13 protein-coding genes are annotated in these 17,391 nt (G+C 43.2%); 4 read left to right on the top strand and 9 right to left on the bottom strand.

Annotated elements, in window-relative coordinates; genetic code table 11:
* The coding region (locus HWQ38_RS20770; RefSeq protein ID WP_292797186.1) for a DUF2231 domain-containing protein at positions 1–437 on the bottom strand (437 nt) is incomplete at its 3' end.
* Positions 434–934: a DUF2231 domain-containing protein gene (locus HWQ38_RS20765; protein WP_292797184.1), complete on the bottom strand. Its 501-nt coding sequence runs from the start codon at positions 932–934 to the stop codon at positions 434–436. The genes HWQ38_RS20765 and HWQ38_RS20770, both read right to left, overlap by 4 nt.
* 981 nt (positions 935–1,915) lie before the next feature.
* Here HWQ38_RS20765 and HWQ38_RS20760 point away from each other — a divergent pair.
* Both HWQ38_RS20760 and HWQ38_RS20755 read left to right on the top strand, forming a co-directional pair.
* Entirely contained in the window at positions 1,916–2,488 is a 573-nt protein-coding gene (locus HWQ38_RS20760) for a chemotaxis protein CheB (protein WP_292797181.1), read from the top strand.
* A gap of 3 nt (positions 2,489–2,491) precedes the next feature.
* The gene (locus HWQ38_RS20755; protein ID WP_292797179.1) at positions 2,492–4,534 is read left to right on the top strand and encodes a response regulator; all 2,043 of its coding nucleotides are present in this window, start codon (positions 2,492–2,494) and stop codon (positions 4,532–4,534) included.
* Positions 4,535–4,611: 77 nt separating this feature from the next.
* Here HWQ38_RS20755 and HWQ38_RS20750 read toward each other — a convergent pair whose 3' ends face one another.
* The 4 genes from HWQ38_RS20750 to HWQ38_RS20735 all read right to left on the bottom strand — a co-directional run bounded on the left by HWQ38_RS20750 (position 4,612) and on the right by HWQ38_RS20735 (position 8,642).
* Positions 4,612–5,790 carry an extracellular solute-binding protein gene (locus HWQ38_RS20750; RefSeq protein WP_292797177.1) on the bottom strand — a complete coding sequence of 393 codons (1,179 nt, stop codon included), beginning with the start codon at positions 5,788–5,790 and terminating at the stop codon, positions 4,612–4,614.
* Positions 5,791–5,937: 147 nt separating this feature from the next.
* Complete coding sequence (gene cobT / locus HWQ38_RS20745; protein ID WP_292797175.1) at positions 5,938–7,140, bottom strand: nicotinate mononucleotide-dependent phosphoribosyltransferase CobT; 1,203 nt, start codon at positions 7,138–7,140, stop codon at positions 5,938–5,940.
* 49 nt (positions 7,141–7,189) lie between these two features.
* Positions 7,190–7,927, bottom strand: coding sequence for a DUF2232 domain-containing protein (locus tag HWQ38_RS20740; RefSeq protein ID WP_292797173.1), 738 nt, complete (start codon positions 7,925–7,927; stop codon positions 7,190–7,192).
* A 13-nt stretch (positions 7,928–7,940) separates the two neighbouring features.
* On the bottom strand, positions 7,941–8,642 hold the full coding sequence (locus HWQ38_RS20735) for a Crp/Fnr family transcriptional regulator (protein WP_292797207.1): 702 nt from the start codon (positions 8,640–8,642) through the stop codon (positions 7,941–7,943).
* 639 nt (positions 8,643–9,281) lie between these two features.
* On the opposite strand from HWQ38_RS20735, the gene HWQ38_RS20730 reads away from it, so the two are divergent.
* Entirely contained in the window at positions 9,282–13,253 is a 3,972-nt protein-coding gene (locus HWQ38_RS20730) for a hypothetical protein (protein ID WP_292797171.1), read from the top strand.
* 548 nt (positions 13,254–13,801) lie between these two features.
* Positions 13,802–14,455, top strand: a complete 654-nt coding sequence (locus HWQ38_RS20725) for a sugar transferase (protein WP_292797169.1) — start codon at positions 13,802–13,804, stop codon at positions 14,453–14,455.
* Positions 14,456–14,492: 37 nt separating this feature from the next.
* On the opposite strand, the gene HWQ38_RS20720 is transcribed toward HWQ38_RS20725, so the two are convergent.
* The 3 genes from HWQ38_RS20720 to HWQ38_RS20710 all read right to left on the bottom strand — a co-directional run bounded on the left by HWQ38_RS20720 (position 14,493) and on the right by HWQ38_RS20710 (position 17,382).
* Entirely contained in the window at positions 14,493–15,329 is an 837-nt protein-coding gene (locus tag HWQ38_RS20720; protein WP_292797166.1) for a carbohydrate ABC transporter permease, read from the bottom strand.
* Positions 15,330–15,789: 460 nt separating this feature from the next.
* Entirely contained in the window at positions 15,790–16,365 is a 576-nt protein-coding gene (locus HWQ38_RS20715; protein WP_292797164.1) for a 5-formyltetrahydrofolate cyclo-ligase, read from the bottom strand.
* Positions 16,366–16,437: 72 nt separating this feature from the next.
* Positions 16,438–17,382, bottom strand: a complete 945-nt coding sequence (locus HWQ38_RS20710) for a GDP-L-fucose synthase (RefSeq protein ID WP_292797162.1) — start codon at positions 17,380–17,382, stop codon at positions 16,438–16,440.
* Positions 17,383–17,391: the final 9 nt, after the last annotated feature.

Genomic DNA, 17,391 nt, shown 5'->3' with positions numbered 1-17,391 from the left:
TGTTTGCCCCAAACGAAGCGCTGCCATCCTCTCCAGATGGTCATGCCAACAATCAGCGCTAATAACAACACACCACCTACACCATGCCAAATCATGGTTTGCATTGCTTGTAATCCCCAAGCACTCTTCATATCAGCTGGTGGTGCTGCTAAAAGCATTTCGTAAAAGCCTGCTGCCACGGTGAAAAATGTAATGATGCTGGCAGCTAGCATGTTGTACCAGCCAACATCAAATAATTTGTCACGTTCCACAGTAATTGCCAAAAATTTGAAGACCCATTTTTCAAAGGGGAACAGAACACCAACGATATCGAAGGTAATCCCAATGATGAATAAACCCAAGGTGAGATGGACTAAGTTGGGATGAATGGGAATTGTGTAAGGTAATCCGTTTGCGCCTAAAGAGCCGGTCAATTGGTCAATTAATTCTGAGTTCATCGCAACACACCATCCTTTAGTGCTTCTACAACTGGCACTGTATGCAATCCATATACCCAAACAAGTTGATCTCCGAGATATACCTGCAAGCCAACTATCAGGATTAAAACTAGTCCGGCTCCCAAATAATAAATTGGTACTTTTTGCGGGTTGCGGCTACGAATTACATAACGCCAAGCTGTAATTGCGGTGATGATTCCCGAAAGCGACCAACCAATCAGCGTATGCAAATTCAGCGCCGATTTAGCTAGGGTGTAAGGCTGTGCTAAACCCGCTTCAAACTGACCAAAAATGATCGCGGCGAAGATAGCGATCGTGGCAACTAACATATTCCACCAACTCACCTCAAAAAGACTGGCTTTACCAGTAAAATAGCCAACTACATCGCAGAAAAAAGAAAACAATACCATCGCAATTACGAAGTGGACAAGGATGGGATGAATCGTATCTGGATAGGGTAAATTGTGGTCGTTCAAAGATGTAAAATACTCAAGCATTGTATTCTCCTGGACATATCTACCGCACTTTGGTCAATCAATCTTGGATTTTAGATTTATTCCGTCCCTGACGAGATATAAACCAGAAGACCCTAATCCAAAATTCAAAGTCGCAAATCTAAAATCGTTAGTGAAACTTTAATGATTTATGGATACTCACTAACCTCACCACAAGTATCCATCCATAATTGACCAGAATCTGTTCAATATCTGCGCCGTGCAATATGCTTAATTATGTCTTAGCTTTTTGTAGACAAATATAGTAAGCTTGCCTAGATTGAATAACTTCGGTTGCGATTAATTTTCTCATGTCAATAGTCTGTAACAGCAATTTTTGATGTAGCTAAACTAAATCGCTGTCCTTTGTTGATTTGCTTAACCTATCTTTTAGCTTAAGTAAATTTTTATGAATTGTCAAAGCAATAAAAATTAAACTTTTAAAAGTAAGTTATTTAGCAAAAAAATATTTTCACAATGTATCGATTCTGGCATTAATAAATATTTTAAAAAGCCTAAATATAATATTTTAATGCCAAGTACTTTACAATGATAAAATATTGAATTGTGATCCAAATGACAAAAATATATAATTTTGAGTAGTTGGTATAAAAGCGAATCAAGGTAAGTTAGTAGCTGTGGTGATGGAGAATGCTGAAAGGATTTTATCAGCCATTAAGTCATACTAAAAGGATGTTTGGAAAGTCTCTAGACCGGGCGATTAAAAATCGCGGCTATACAGACTTGTGTTGAGCGCAGTCGAAATACAAAACCCACACTTCGACCCTTCTCTACGAGACGGTGCGCGAAGGGCTCAGGGCAAGCAAGCTCAGTGACCGCCTGCATGGGTTAAAAACTCTTGATTTTCTCTTATTCTACGGAGTTTAACTAAGTTTTGTGTAGTGACAAATTATATTCGGCCAATACTTTTAAAACATCCTCTAAGATTGAAACCCACATTCTACAGGTGGGAGAACTAAACAAGTGTCGTTTAAAATTGTGGTGATTGGTACTTCTTTGGGCGGATTATCAGCATTAAAAATTATCCTGGGGAACTTACCAGCAGACTTTTTAGTGCCGATCGCAATCGTACAACACCGTCACAAGGAGTCTAATAACACACTCCAGGAGTTATTACAAGAATCCAGTTTGTTGCCGATTCGAGAAGTGGAAGACAAAGACGAAATACTATCAGGACATATCTACCTAGCTCCAGCAGATTATCACTTACTAGTTGAACTAGATCACTTTGCTCTTTCGACTGATCAGCCTGTTTCCTATGCCAGACCATCTATCGATGTGCTGTTTGAGTCAGCAGCCGATGTCTACACTGAGCAAGTTATTGGTGTAATATTGACAGGGGCAAATCAAGATGGTATGCAAGGTCTGAAGAAAATAAAAGCACGGGGAGGATTGACTATTGTCCAAGAACCTGCCACATCTGAGTGCAATGTTATGCCAGAGGCAGCAATTTCTGCTGTTGCAGTAGACTGGATTTTGACACTCTCAAACATTGCTTCCCAAATGGTCAAGCTTTGTCACTCATCACGGAAATAAACCATGCAGATGGAACCGAAAGTAAACATCCTCCTAGTGGATGATAAACTAGAAAATTTGCTAGCACTAGAAGCAATCCTAGAAAAACTAGGGGAGAATCTGGTGAGAGCTACTTCTGGGGAAGAAGCTTTGAGGTGTCTGCTAAATCAAGACTTTGCGGTGATTTTGCTGGATGTGCAAATGCCAGGGATGGATGGCTTTGAAACTGCTACGTTGATTCGCAATCGGGGGCGATCGCGTCACACTCCAATTATCTTTCTCACCGCCTTTAGCACCAGCGACCAAATGCTGTTTAAAGGCTATGCCTTGGGTGCAGTTGATTATTTGCTCAAACCATTAGACCCGAATATTTTGACTTCTAAAGTCACAGTATTCGTAGAACTATTTAAGAAAACAGAAGCCGTCAAGCAACAAGCCGCGCAACTGGTAGCCGTGAATGCAGAGCTCAGGCAAAGTGAAGAACGATTGCGATCGCTGAGTACTTGTTCACCCGTTGGCATTTTTGAAATTGATACTGAAGGAGGATGTAGGTATACGAATCCCCGCTATCAGGCAATTTGTGGTTTGCAAGCGGCAGAGAGTTTAGAAAAAAGATGGCTAGAATCAGTTCATCCAGAAGATCGAGAACGAGCAGTTAGCAGTTGGTCTAACTACATTCGTCAAAGTCGTGACTACTCCGAAGAGTTTCGCTTTCAAACTGCTGACGGTAGCATCCGTTGGGTTCAGGTTCGCTCATCACCAATGCTTTCCGGTCAAGGAGAATTGCTGGGATATGTCGGCACTCTCGAAGATATTACTGAACGCAAACAAGCAGAAGATGTCCGCGCTCAAGTGATTCGAGAACAGACGGCAAGGGCCGAAGCAGAAGCAGCAAATCGGATGAAAGATGAGTTTCTCGCCGTTCTCTCCCACGAACTCCGCACACCCCTAACCTCAATGCTGGGCTGGTCAAAAATCCTCCGCTCTAAGAAACTTGATGATAAAGCCACTGCCCGCGCCTTGGAAGCAATCGAACGCAATGCGATATCTCAGATGCAACTAATTGAGGATATCTTAGATGTATCCCGAATTATCCGGGGTCAGTTGCGGTTAAATGTAGCTGCTGTGAATCTGATCACAGTCATGGAGGCAGCCTTAGAAGCAGTGCGTCCCCTAGCAGAAGCAAAAGATATTAAGTTAAATACTGTCCTGGATACTTCGGTAGGGTCAGTTTATGGCGATCCAGCCCGTTTACAGCAAGTTGTCTGGAACTTACTAACTAATGCGATTAAGTTTACCCCCAAAGGTGGCAAGGTAGAAGTGAATCTGTCAGTAGTCTGTGGTGAAGGACAACAAACAACTCACAGATACGCCCAAATTCAAGTTATTGATACGGGCATTGGCATCAGTTCCGAGTTTTTACCTAAAGTATTTGAGCGTTTCCGGCAAGCAGACAGCACCACAACGCGATCGCACAATGGACTAGGACTAGGGTTAGCGATCGTCCGTCATCTAGTGGAACTGCACAAAGGTACAATTTTTGCCCAAAGTTTAGGCACTGGACAAGGAGCAACCTTTACTGTCAGACTGCCACTGCTACAAGACAATCGGGGTAGCAGGTGGAATGGAGAAGCAGGACAGATTTCTTCCCCTGTGCCATCGACACCCCTTGCAGGATTAAGAGTTTTAGTTGTAGATGATGAAGCAGATACCCGTAACTTTCTCAGTTTTATGTTTGAGGAGTATGGAGCGATCGCCACTGCGGTAGCATCAGTTGATGAAGCGCTAGCAGTAGTTGAACAAGCAAAACTAGATATCCTAATTAGCGACATCGGCATGTCAGAGCAAGATGGTTATACGCTGATTCGGAAACTGCGGTCTTTGGAACCAGAAAAAGGCGGACGTATCCCAGCGATCGCTTTAACAGCATACACGCGAGAGGAAGACCGCCTAGAAGCCCTAAGAGCAGGGTTTCAGCAGCATTTATCTAAGCCAATTGACCCCACTAAATTGATTGCTATGGTTGCCAATGTATTAAAACTACCTCTGGAAATTTCAGCCAGTTGATTTGGGAGTGGGGAGTCTTACTTGTTTACTCAGGACTGGAAACTCGGAAAAGAGCAACTGTTTTGCTCAATGCCCAATTAAACCTTAATTTTGGCGAATAAAGACTCGTATTGTTTTATTACTGATGGGGGTAAGGGAAGCAAAAATTCACTTTTATTGAAAATTTGGCGATTGCTCTCCAACAGGCTCCATAATGGTTCTTCGATATCCGAAGCGACAATATCTCTAGAAATTGGCGAATTACTTTTGGTCAGCAGCGAAATTTGTTTAGCTGTGCTTCGTTGCCAACAAAAATCAATCCATTGAGTTGATAAAGTATTCGTAGTAATACCTGCCGGACGTACCCACAAGTCTGCCCAGATTGCTGTTCCTGACTGGGGGATAACTGCTGCAAGTTGTGGATAACGTCCCAGAACTGGCAGCACATCACTTGACCAACCAACGGCTAGCCAAGTGTCTCCCATAATTAGAGGTTGCAAGTAGTTATTGGAACTGTAAAACTTCACCTGTTGGTTTAATGTCTGTAATTCTTTTTCCAAGTCAGGTACTTGGTCAAGATTCTCTGTATTGTAAGATTTTCCTAGCTTCTTTAAGACCAGACCAATAACTTCTCGTGGTTGATTAAGTAGGGAAATGTGCTGCTGCATTCCATCTCGCCATAAATCACTCCAATCTTTGGGCGTCCATCCCAATTTTCGCAACTTGTCACGGTTATAAACAATTACCGTGCTACCCCAACGGTAAGGCGCACCCCACACCTTCCCTTGAGTGTCCAAGTTACCTTGGTCGTTCCGCGTTACTAATTTCTTCCAGCTTTCATCTAAAACAGACCACTGCTTTAATTGGTTTCCCTCTACCTCTTGGAGTGGTTGAATCAATTTCTGCTCAATAGCTGCTTTTAGCCAGTAATCGCCCAATGTCACTAGGTCTGCCTCAGCCGTTTTTTGATCTTGTATAAAGGGTATAAAGCGACGTATAAAGGGTATAAACTGCGTCCATTCCTGCTCATCGGTGACTTTTGGTTTCTGCTGCCAATTTTGTAATTGCTGAAATAAATCCTGTATCTGCTCAACTGGAGCAAACTTTAACTGCACCTGTTGCTGCAAACCTTTGTGGAACTGATTCACCACCTGACCAGGTATAGAACCTTTTAATAACTGTACTTTTAGTTGCCTCTGGTTCTTTCCACCACAGCCAAAAAGCAGTTGTGAAAGTGCCAATGTGCTTGTGCCTAGCAAAAAAGACCGTCGATCCATTGATTTTAAATTTGAGATTTTTGATTATTTGGCTAAGTAAAGCTTTGCGTATAATTGTAGTGAATTGAGGGTTGAAATTTAAACCCATAGGGGCGGCGCGATCCGCAGCGTAAGGGCGCAGACGTAGGCACACAATGTTACTACAACTTAATCAAATGCTGTACTTAGCCGTTGAAGTTGGGCTTCAATGGCTGCCAAAAGTTGGTGTTGCTGCCAATCTTGGCTAAGATGGGCGGCTATGCAAGCGGCTCCAGCACCCATGCCTTCTTTGACAAAGCCCTGCTCATAAGCTCTCAATTGGGGATAACGAGAATCAGCAAAGCTCAGATGAGTTGCTAATAGGGGAGGGGTTCCTCCACTCTGAGTTAAGCTGCCTTTTCCTAAACTGAGGGCTAAGTCAACTGTAGCGCCAGTGGGGTCTTCTGCCACCCAGCGAGTTGTACCGACAACTACTGCCTCTGGTCGCCATGATAAAGTGTAAGCTTGAGCGATCGCACTCACCAGTGCATAAACCGCCAACATTTGCGTCCCACCAGCCAGCATTACACCACAACTACGACTAGCTGCGATCGCCATTCCAGCTACCACCACTTGCATCGGATCACCCACGCCGGCAACGAGTTGTAAAGGATCAACGGAATTTTGGCTTTGATATTGGAAGTTTATCTCGCCCGGCTCCCTACTCCCCATCATCTTCTCCAGTCCCGTTTGCACTAAGTCCCACTTTTGCGCGTGGTTACAAACAGGGTGGCTACTGTTAACTTTTCCGGCAGCATCTATACCTAAACCAGTTAAGATTGCCAGGGCTGTTGTGGTACCTCCAACGACGCACTCACCGAGAATCAGATACCCCTGTTGGATATTGGCAGCAAGGCGTTCTCCCCAAAGTAGCCCTTGTTTAAACAAGTGGTGTACCGTTGTGATTTCCATAGCAGCACCTCCACTTAAACACTTAGCGGCAGCGCCACCCAAATCAATTACTGGCACAGCAGGAGGCTGGGGTAAACCAGCATTAAACAAATGAACTGGTATTTTTAGCGACTCAAAGACAGCGCGAGAAATTAGCACAGGTGAAGCCCCAGCCGCTAATGGTGGTAGGGGATATTGGGCTTTATGTTCTGCGCCGTAATACAAAAACTCGGCATCGGCACAAGCGGTATATTTTCGATCCTCTGGGGTGCGACCAGCGGCTGAAATTCCTGGAATTAAACCAGTTTCAGTAAATCCTAAAACACAAGCAAATATGGGTAGATAACCACGATACCGTCGTAGCCATTCTTCACCCTGTTCTTTTTGGGTATAAATCCGAATTTGGGCACTTCTACTGGGCGAAGCCGAAGTATTGGGCATGGGGCATTGCTGATTAGCTAGGACTCATCATTTAACGAAATACTAATGACTAACCTTCATAATCCATAAGGACTTGTACCCAGCGTGGGGGACGGGGAATGGGATTCCCCAAGCGGTCGAAAAGGAACCATGCTGCCAGGTGTACTACAAAAAGGTAGATAAAGTTGTTGAGTAGAATTAAAGCGATCGCACTCACTTGAATCAAAAACACACTGGGACTCGCTAATAAACTCAAGTTAAAAAATACCCACTCAAGGATCTCAGTTGCCTGGGTAATTCCATAAATCCACAGGTCTTGACCGGACAAAACAGACAGCAACCACAGCTGAAAAAAGACTCCCAAAGTACCCAACAGCGTACCCAAGGTAATAGAAACAATCCAGGGAACACGACGATACCACGCCGCCCCCAAAAGCACGCCCATAAACCCGTAGGGCATGACAAACAGTAAACTGCGAGACGGCCCCATCAGTACCGTCAGCAGTAACCCGCAGGTGAGTGCCGCCATCCATGCCGCACGTTTGCCCCAACGCAAATAAACTAGTGCGATCGGTACCGGAAAAAATATCCGCAAAACTGGCCCCAAGGGAAAGTAGAAATTAATAAACCAAATCAAGCTAGCGGTACTCGCTAAAAATGCCGTTTCTACCATCCTCAAAGGTGCATCAGCCTTGACTTGAGGAGGCATTAACTGCTGTTCTTTGTCTAACCAATGATTGTGGGGAGTTGGAGATTTAGGCGATGGATCTTTCTCCGGCTCATCTGGCAGAGAATCTAAAATACTCATATCTGACAAGTTCTTAAACGATCATTCTTTCCAAGGCTGACAAATCGGGAATACAAACAGTATCTTGATCCCGTTTAATCAAGCCTTTTTTTTCTAGCCTTGTCAACACTCGTGTCACGGTTTCCCGCGCCAGTCCGCTCAAACTACTCAATTCCCGATGAGGTAAATTGGGTATTTCGGTTCCTGTTTGCCCTTTTTTTCCCTGTCCTTCTGCTAAAAATAGCAACGTATCTGCTACCCGTGACTGGCTATCAGATTCCCGCAACCGCAATCGCCGATTTACTTGCCGCAAACGTCGCGCCATTAGTTGCGCTAATCGAACTCCCGCTAAGGGTTCTATCTGAAGCAACTTGACAAAATCTTGAGCAGGCATACTCCCAATTACTGTTGCGGCTAAGGTAATCACATCTGTAGATCGAGGTACTTCATCTAGCGCCGCCATTTCACCAAACAATTCCCCTTTGCCAAGAATATTCAGCGTTACCTCTTTTCCTTCCAGATTGTAGGTGCGAATTTTTACCCATCCGTCCAGAATAAAATACACAGAACCGCCCCAGTCATTTTCCAGCAGAATCACCTGATTGGCTGGGTGAGTGCGGGTGACAAGATGGATCAGGGCTGATTCCACAGCAGCTTCTGGCAACCCTTGAAAAAAGGGAGCCGAGTTGATCATCCAGGGATTAGCCTGTGCTTGCAAGCTATATCGGTCTTCCATTACGACATTTTTATTCAAGCTGCTATATACACACAACAAACAAGGGACTTCCAATAAATAAATTATTCAATCTTGTGGGGTGGGCGACACGAGAGCCTTTGGCTATGAGCGGGCAAGATGCCCACCCCACAAGAAGTAGTTGAGTATTTTTTTATTTGTCAGTCCCCAAGAGCGCCATTTTTAGCCTAAGCTATCATTGCATAGCTCCCTTTCAAAAAGAAAACTAAACTATGCTACATAAGAAAACGACAAGAACGTTTTTCTAAATAATCTTTACCTATAAGTTTAAATGGGGTAAAGTTTTGCAAAAAGTAGTTTATAGTCGGCGGTTGTATTGCTTAGGGGTTAGTTAAGAATATAGGCAAACAACATCAATGATACTAAAGTGAGTAAATTATTGCTCAGGTATTTTAGTAATTTTCCAAAATAGGCAACCAATGAGCTGCAAAACTAAGCTTTTTAAACAAACGCTGACTGAAGATTGCCACGACTCCCACTAATCCATAACATAATGACAGTTACAAGTTCTAGCAGTGGCTTTTGCCACTCAAAACTTCTCCCATGGTCGAGGCTGCGCGAACGTGATTGTAAAGTAATTGTCACATTATTTGACATAAATTTCTAGATAAGGTAAGAAAAGTGACTTTCAGTGCAGATGAAATTCAAAAGCTGATCGCAGACATTGACAACTTACTTGCCAACGGTGGCAAGCGCTTGTCTAGATTTCTGTCTGGTCAGGCGCAAGAGCCTAAAGAAGTTTTAGAACGAATTCGCAGCTTCTTGGTGAGGTTACAAGAAAAAGAAGCATTAGAGAGCGGCATCCCAAATCAGTCTTCTGAAGAATTGCGTTCGCCTTCCTTAACAAAACTTATTGATCATGGTAATAACCAGTATCCTCTACCGCCGCTTGAACCCAGCCAGGAACAGAGTACTGTTGGAGCAGAACAATTAAAAAGTGAATTTTCGAGATTGATTGAGCCATTGCGATCGGAATTAGAAGGGCTATTGCAAGAAAGAGCCACTCTCATACAAGAAATTCGGCAGTTAGAGCAAAGGCGATTGCAAAACTTCTCCTTAGCGCAGCAGTTGACAAACCAGGATCAGATGATTACCGAGTTTTTACAGGTACTCATGAGTCGTCTTGTGCCAACTTTAACGCCACTGGTAGCACAGACGGGGGAAAATTCCGCCAGTTCTTCAGGAGTAACTAATCACGCAACCTCTGCAACTCAACATTTTTTAGAATCACCAGAGGGTGCGGAGCAGTTAACCCAGCTAGCCAGGGAGTTGGATCAACGCCTATTATCACTAGATGGGACGGTGAATGTAGTCTTTGATGCGCTACAGCGCAACATTAATACTTATTATGAATCTCTGTCGCAAGCTGTGGCAAGAATGCATAGCAAGGGGATGCAAGGCGAACAGGTGATGGCCAGCTTTTTCAACAATTTGACTCAGAATTTACAGCAACAATCCCCTAGTTCCCAGTCATCTTTGCTGGGGGTAGAATCTGAGACACCACCATCATTGCTTGAAGTTGCGCCCCATCCCTTGGACTTTATACAGCCAGAAACTTCATCTTCACTCACAATTAATTCTGAGCAACAGGAGACTACCCTCACAGAAGATTTAGATGCAGCGCTGTTGCAGGTTGGTTTACACTCCTCTCAATCTTCTGAAACCGCGACGGAATTACCGCAAGATATTTCTGCGTTAATTGGTGATGAAGTAGACCAACTTTACGCTAGTTTGTTTGGTACTGATGATGTTAATAATTCCAGCCTCGATGTTGACTTATCTGCTTCTACAGCCTCCCCCTCAACGCTGAACATCGCTGAGGGCACACCTGTACCTTCAATACTAGATATGGATCTTTCAACCCAAGAGACTTTAGTAGAAAGCAGAGATTCATCATCAGAGCCACAGTCAGAACTATTTTTTCAAGAGGATACTGACCAAAATTCGCTTGTTAGCTTGTTTACGCCACAAACAGACAGTTTCCCGGTGCAATTCGACACTCAGCCAGCTAATGTTGATACAATTAATATCCTAACTGACCTATTGCCTGACACAGGTAGTGAGCAGCAACTGTTGGAAGTATCATCTTCTGGGGATAATCCTACAACTACAGCACCAGTTACTCCAGAAGTAGCAGAAATTGCGATCGCATACCCCTACGAGCCAGCGAGCTACGCGCAACCTCTGGTAGAGACGCCTAGCGAAGGTATCGCCACATCGGAAGTATTAATTAACGATGATCAGCCAGAACCTTCTTCAGATAACTACATTACTGCTTCACCCCAAGAAAACTTGCTTTCTGTTGAGTCAAACCAGTCTCCAGTCGTACCTGATATTTCTTTAGACGAAGAACAGTTGCAGCAATTAGATCGAGATTTGGCTAATTTTGATCGGCAGCTAAATTCGGAGTTACAGCCAGATGCTAACTTGAATATTTTCTCGGAACTAATTAGTAACACTCAAGATACAATCCCTACAAGTTCCCCGGAACGGCAAACAGAAAATCTCCAAATAGTAGAGAATATTTCAACTACTCTTCCCCAGGTAGAAACTGAACAAAAGGAAGTCATAACTCCTGTTCCCGAAAGTTCTTTATCTTCAATTTCCAACTCCATAAATAATCCAGAAGTTTCGCTCAATCTTCTAGAATCAGTTTGGTATTTAGGAATTGATTTAGGTACAACAGGAATTTCTGCCGCATTATTAAATCGCTCAACTTTTGTTGTACATCCTATCTACTGGTCAGCAGAAAATCCGCCGGGAACAAGTTCCTTTCAGCAATCATTTCGTTTACCAACAGAGGTTTATCTGCCTACAGCTTCTATACCCCAGAGTGAAAATGAAAGTATCGAAGCACATGAACAGATAGCACCTGCGGCTGTTGCCCAAGATAAAGCCCCTGACCACTCGGCCACCAGTTCTGCAACATCGAGATCAACAGTAGAACCGACGACAAATAATCTCTACTCGGCGCAGTTGAAGCCCTATTTACAAGTAGCTATTCCCTACAAGAGTGAACGGCAAAAATGGGAACCTGTTTTGCAATTAAATGAATTTTCGGCAGGACCTTTGATTTGGGTTGTGCGATCGCTCTCTAAACTACTATTAACCCTCAAATCTGACCAAACAAGTACTACACCTAGTTTAATGGTTGCTGCTGTGGGGATCAGCGAAGAAAATTTTCCGCAGATTATCAGTAATATTGCTGGTGTAATTTGTACCTGTCCATCTAGCTGGTCGGAACAATACCGCTTTAACGTGCGCGAAGCTTTACTCACTAGCAAACTGATTCAACATCCGCAGCAAGTCTTTTTTGTGGAAGAAGCGATCGCTAGTCTACTCCCAGAACTCGATGCTGGGAACGGTGAGCAAGTAAAATTAAGCGATAGTCAAGGTGATCATCCGGCAAAAACCAGTGAACATCCGATTGTTGGCAATACCCTGGTGATGAATATTGGAACAGCTGCCACAGAAATGTTGCTGGTCGATCTCCCAGAAACCTTACTGCAATTGACATACAATGATTTCATGCTCCACAGTTTTGCTTATGGTGGCAAGGGAATTGAACAAGATATTATCTGCCAGCTGCTATTGCCACCTAAATCTCGGCAATCACGCCCCGAAACACCAAGCGATCGCCAAATTATTACCACTAATCCTTGGCAATGGCAACCCTCAATTCCGGGTTTAGACCAAATGCGTTGGCAGAGTTTAGGGTTGGAAGAATTAGAACTACCCAGAGTCGGAGAACCAGATATTATCGCTCGGATTCGCCTCCAGCAACGTCTAGAAAGTTCTCTACTGGGACAGGCGGTATTAGATGCGGCACTAGCCCTAAAGTTGATTTTGCAACACCAAGATTCTTTTACCCTGGAATTGGCCGATCAGCAGTGGATTTTGCAGCGACGAGATTTAGAAAGCCAAGTATTTATCCCCTTTGTGCGCCGCATCAACCGAGAACTCAACAAATTATTGGTAGCTCGTGGCATCCCTACAGAAGCAATTAATCAAGCTATCCTGACTGGTGGGGTGGCTTGTGTGGGGACGGTGAACCGATGGCTACGGCAAAAACTCCCCAACGCTAAGATTATCCAAGATTTATATCTTGGCGAAAACGGCGCTCCTAATTGCAGTCGGGTTGCCTATGGTTTGGCAATGCTGCCTTTACATCCCCAGATATTAGATATACCCAGGCAACAATACACTGATTATTTCCTATTTACAGAATTGCTGCGGCTGCTACCAGATCGACCCTTATCTTTCGGTGAAGTTATCCAGTTATTTGAAGGTCGTGGGATCAATACTCGCACTTGTCAGGAACGCCTGCTAGCTTTTTTAGAAGGTGAACTGCCTTCAGGCTTGATACCTTCAGTCACAGACTCAGCTTGGCTTACCCAGAGTTCGCAACAAAATCCCGACTATCAGGCGATCGCCACAGCACCACTTTTTGAAAAACAAGGGAGTCTCACTTATCGTCCTAATTCCCAACAACTTTTGTCTTTGCGTCGCTATTTAGATGCGATCAAGGCTAGTAATCAGCAATCACTGGAGGAACCATATACGGTGAATTTCGACTTAGAGGTTCATCGTTGAGACTAGAACATCACGCTGTAAATAAGCATACTACTACTACTTTGTCAAGCAAGTAATGAAGAGTTTGTAGTAAGCACTAAAGTTAAAGTCCTTATACCAATTTGAAAAATGATTGCGACAGATGAAAAGCTGAAACACTTATCCAATGGATGTTTCACAATCCAAAATCTAAAATCTAAAATGGTATTGCCCTTCTTTTGAAGGAAAGCCGAGTCGTTTTTCATCCCCGCACCTTTAGTACCAAAGGCGCAACTATGTTGCTGTTTCTCAGGGGCGCTTATTCTCCCGTTTCTTTCGTGTAATTTTTGCGATTTCTAGCATAGTAGAGTCGTATCTTTTTTATTTGATATAAAAAATACTGTAAATTTATAATCTATCATCTTAATTGAAAGATTCTGTAAACTTTGGGTTTTGGGTTTTTATATTGTTTAAATTTTGTCTATGTTAACACTCAGTAGGAGTGACAAAACACGTAAAAATCCCCTAAAAATTATGTCCATGTCTACACTACTAATACAAAAAGTCCTGTTGTAGATAAGTTAGCCATTGTGAATAATCTTTATCTTTATTCAGTTAATTCCTCGGAACAGCCTTTACACCCGTCAACTTTAAGCGTCAGAAAACGATTAATTGACATTGTTGGAGCCATTGTGGGGCTGATTATTACATTTATAGTAGCAATTCCCGTAGTAATTGTTACCTTTATAGATGAGCCAAGTCCAATATTTTATTCCCAAATTCGCTGTGGTTTGAACGGAAAAACTTTCCGCATGTGGAAATTCCGCTCCATGATCGTCGATGCTGATAAACTCAAGCATTTGGTTGAAAACCAAGCCAAAGGTCACATCTTTAAATCTGTTGACGATCCTCGCATTACTCCTGTGGGTAAGTTTTTGCGGCGTACTAGCTTGGACGAATTACCCCAATTTTGGAATGTTTTGTTAGGCGACATGAGTTTAGTTGGTACTCGTCCACCTACTCTTGATGAAGTCAGCCATTACGATCTACACCACTGGGATAGATTGCGAGTCAAAGCAGGCATTACCGGAGAATGGCAGGCTAATGGACGATGCAGTATTACAGACTTTGAAACCATTGTCAAGATGGATATAGATTATCAGCAGAAGTGGTCTGTAACTTATGACCTAAGTCTGATTATTAAAACTATCTGGGTAGTATTGAAAAAGACTGGTGCTTATTGAATTGGGCATTGGGCATTGGGCATTGGGAGAGAGATTTTTAACCCTTTACGCCGCTACCAGTTTCTGTGGGTACAATGTAACGTTGTAAAAATAAGAATAGTAATAATACTGGGGCGATCGCAATTACTGAACCAGCAGCTACCAACCGCCAGTCAAGGGAAAATGTCCCTACTAGCTTTGCGACTCCCAAGGGAAGAGTGTATAAATTTTCGTCTTGGATGACAATTAAAGGCCACAAAAAGTCACTCCAAGCACCAATGAATACGAAAATAGCTAAAGTTACCAGTGCTGGGCGAACTGCTGGTAACATAATATGCCACCACAAACCTAACTCCGAACTGCCATCCATCCGGGCGGCTTCTTCTATCTCTTTGGGGACACTCATGAAAGCTTGGCGCAACAGAAAAATACCAAAGGCAGAAGCTAAACTCGGAAAAATCATTCCCAAATAACTATTTGTCAAACCCAACTGGACTGTCAAAATATACAGGGGAATCATCACGATTTGGAAAGGAATCATAATCGTGGAGACGATCGCTACAAAAATCCAGTCTCGCCCCACAAACGACAATCTTGCCAACGGATAGGCAGCTAAAGCGCAAAATAGCACATTTAAGCCCACAGTCAGCACTGACACCAAAGTACTGTTATACAGGTATTGTCCAAAAGGTAGAGAGTTCCACACACTAGAGAAGTTATTTAGTGTTGGTGACGCAGGCAATAACTGTGGCGGCGACTGAAAAATATTTTCCGTAGGCGATTTTAAGGATGTGCTAATTAGCCATAGTAAAGGAAAGAGCATCAGCAGTGCGATCGCTCCCAATAGCGCATACATTAGCAGAATCTGCGATCGCGATTTTTTCCAGTTCAGCATTTGATTTTGCAAATTTTATTTTGTAATTCAACAGAAATGTAAACACTCATACTACTTGCAGTTTATTTTGAAAAATATTTAAGGTATTAATAATGCAAGCTAAATGTGTAACAGATGATCATCAAAAATCTGGTTAAAGCAATTCACTTAATTGTGTTATTGAATTTATTCAGATGAGAAAAGGCATTGTGTTGCATAAATTAAAATATTATCAGATTTTTTCATATTGGAGGCTAGTTGTGATCATCTCGTCAATTATTGCTTGCTGCTCAGTGTAGATGACGTTCGATTAGTTATAAAACATTTGATAAACTGTCTTCATCAGACCTCTTGCAAAAGTTCCTAACACCCCACCCCCAGCCCCTCCCCGCGTGCGGGGAGGGGAGAATTTGACGTAAGTCAAAGGCGGGGGTGGGGTTCTTTTTTTTGATTTATGTAAGAAGTCTATTATCTGAATCCTTCAGCCTTTTGGACTCAATCCGGTTTCGGTAGAAACAGCTTGTAGTGGTTTATCCCAAGATTCAATCGGTATTTGGGACAAATAGGCAAACTCAAAGACAATTCCGATAGTCGGCTTTGTCTGCCACTGCGGTAAACTGAGCAAGCGATCGTAATATCCGCCGCCATAACCCAAACGATATCCTTGATAGTCGCAAGCTACACTGGGGACGAGAATCAAATCTATTTCAGCAGCATCTAAGATTGGAGTGTCGGGGTGTGGTTCAGTAATGCCATAAGCGCCATTTTGCACAGAATCATTCGGTGTCCAAATATGCCAATATAGGGATTTATCAACGCAGCGAGGAAATCCCCAACGGTATTTGGTGTCTGCAAATAGTGGACTGAGGTCAGGTTCTTGACGAAAGCTGAAATAAGCGAGTATTGTTTTTGCTTGGGTTAATAAAGTAGAGTTTTGTAAATGAGAGCATAAGCGATCGCTTTTTTCTCTCCACTCTCCAACGGACATTGATTGACGTGTTTTGAGTAAAGTGCGGCGTAGTTGTGCTTTATTTAGTTGATGATTAATTTTGTCCATAAAAATTTATAGCGTCAAATAAATAAGCTGGGCATTGCCCAGCTTAAGTACACTACACTCATTGGTACATCGTTATGCAGCGTGTTGACGATACCATTCAATGGTATTCTTTAGCCCTTCCTCAAAGCTCACCTGAGCCGTGAAATTAAAGCCTTGTTTCGCCCTTTCAGTATCTAAACAACGGCGTGGTTGACCATTAGGCTTGTCAGTTTGCCAAACAATTTCACCCTTAAACTCCATCAATTGGCAGATCAAAGTTACTAAATTAAGGATGGAGATTTCCTCACCCGTTCCCAAGTTAACTGGTTCTGATTCGTTATAGAATTGAGTCCCCATAATAATCCCCCGCGCTGCATCTTCTGAATAGAGAAACTCGCGCGTAGGACTGCCATCACCCCAAACTGGAAGTTGCTTTTCTCCCTTAATTTGGGCTTCGTGAACTTTGCGAACTAATGCGGGAATGACGTGGGAACTTCCAGGGTCAAAGTTATCTTCTGGGCCATATAAATTTACTGGCAGGAGGTAAATCCCATTAAAACCATACTGCTGGCGGTAAGATTGCAATTGGACTAAAAGTGCTTTTTTAGCAATTCCGTAGGGGGCGTTAGTTTCCTCTGGATAGCCATTCCAAAGATCATCTTCTTTGAATGGCACTGGGGTAAATTTAGGATAGGCGCAGATTGTGCCAATACATACGAATTTTTGTACTCCCGCTTGATAGGCAGCGTGAATTAGCTGGGTTCCCATAATCAAGTTATCGTAAAACAACTCTGCGGGTTTTTCGCGGTTTAGACCGATGCCACCGACATGAGCTGCTAGGTGAATGATTATGTCTTGCTGGTCAACTGCACGTTGGCTATTTTCCCAGACACGTAGATCGGACGATTGCGATCGCGGTATTGTAATCTTCTCACGATCAGCTCCTGCTTTACACAGTTGATCGATCACCTGACGACCTAGAAACCCCGACCCACCAGTGACCAGAATACGTTGATTTTTTAGTTCTAAGGCGGTCATATTTTTATC

Origin of the sequence: Nostoc sp. NMS7, assembly GCF_017115085.1 — a bacterium.
In the GTDB taxonomy this organism is placed as follows: domain Bacteria; phylum Cyanobacteriota; class Cyanobacteriia; order Cyanobacteriales; family Nostocaceae; genus Nostoc.
The sequence above is the reverse complement of the archived record's forward strand: the minus strand, read 5'-3'. Positions and strand labels throughout refer to the sequence as shown.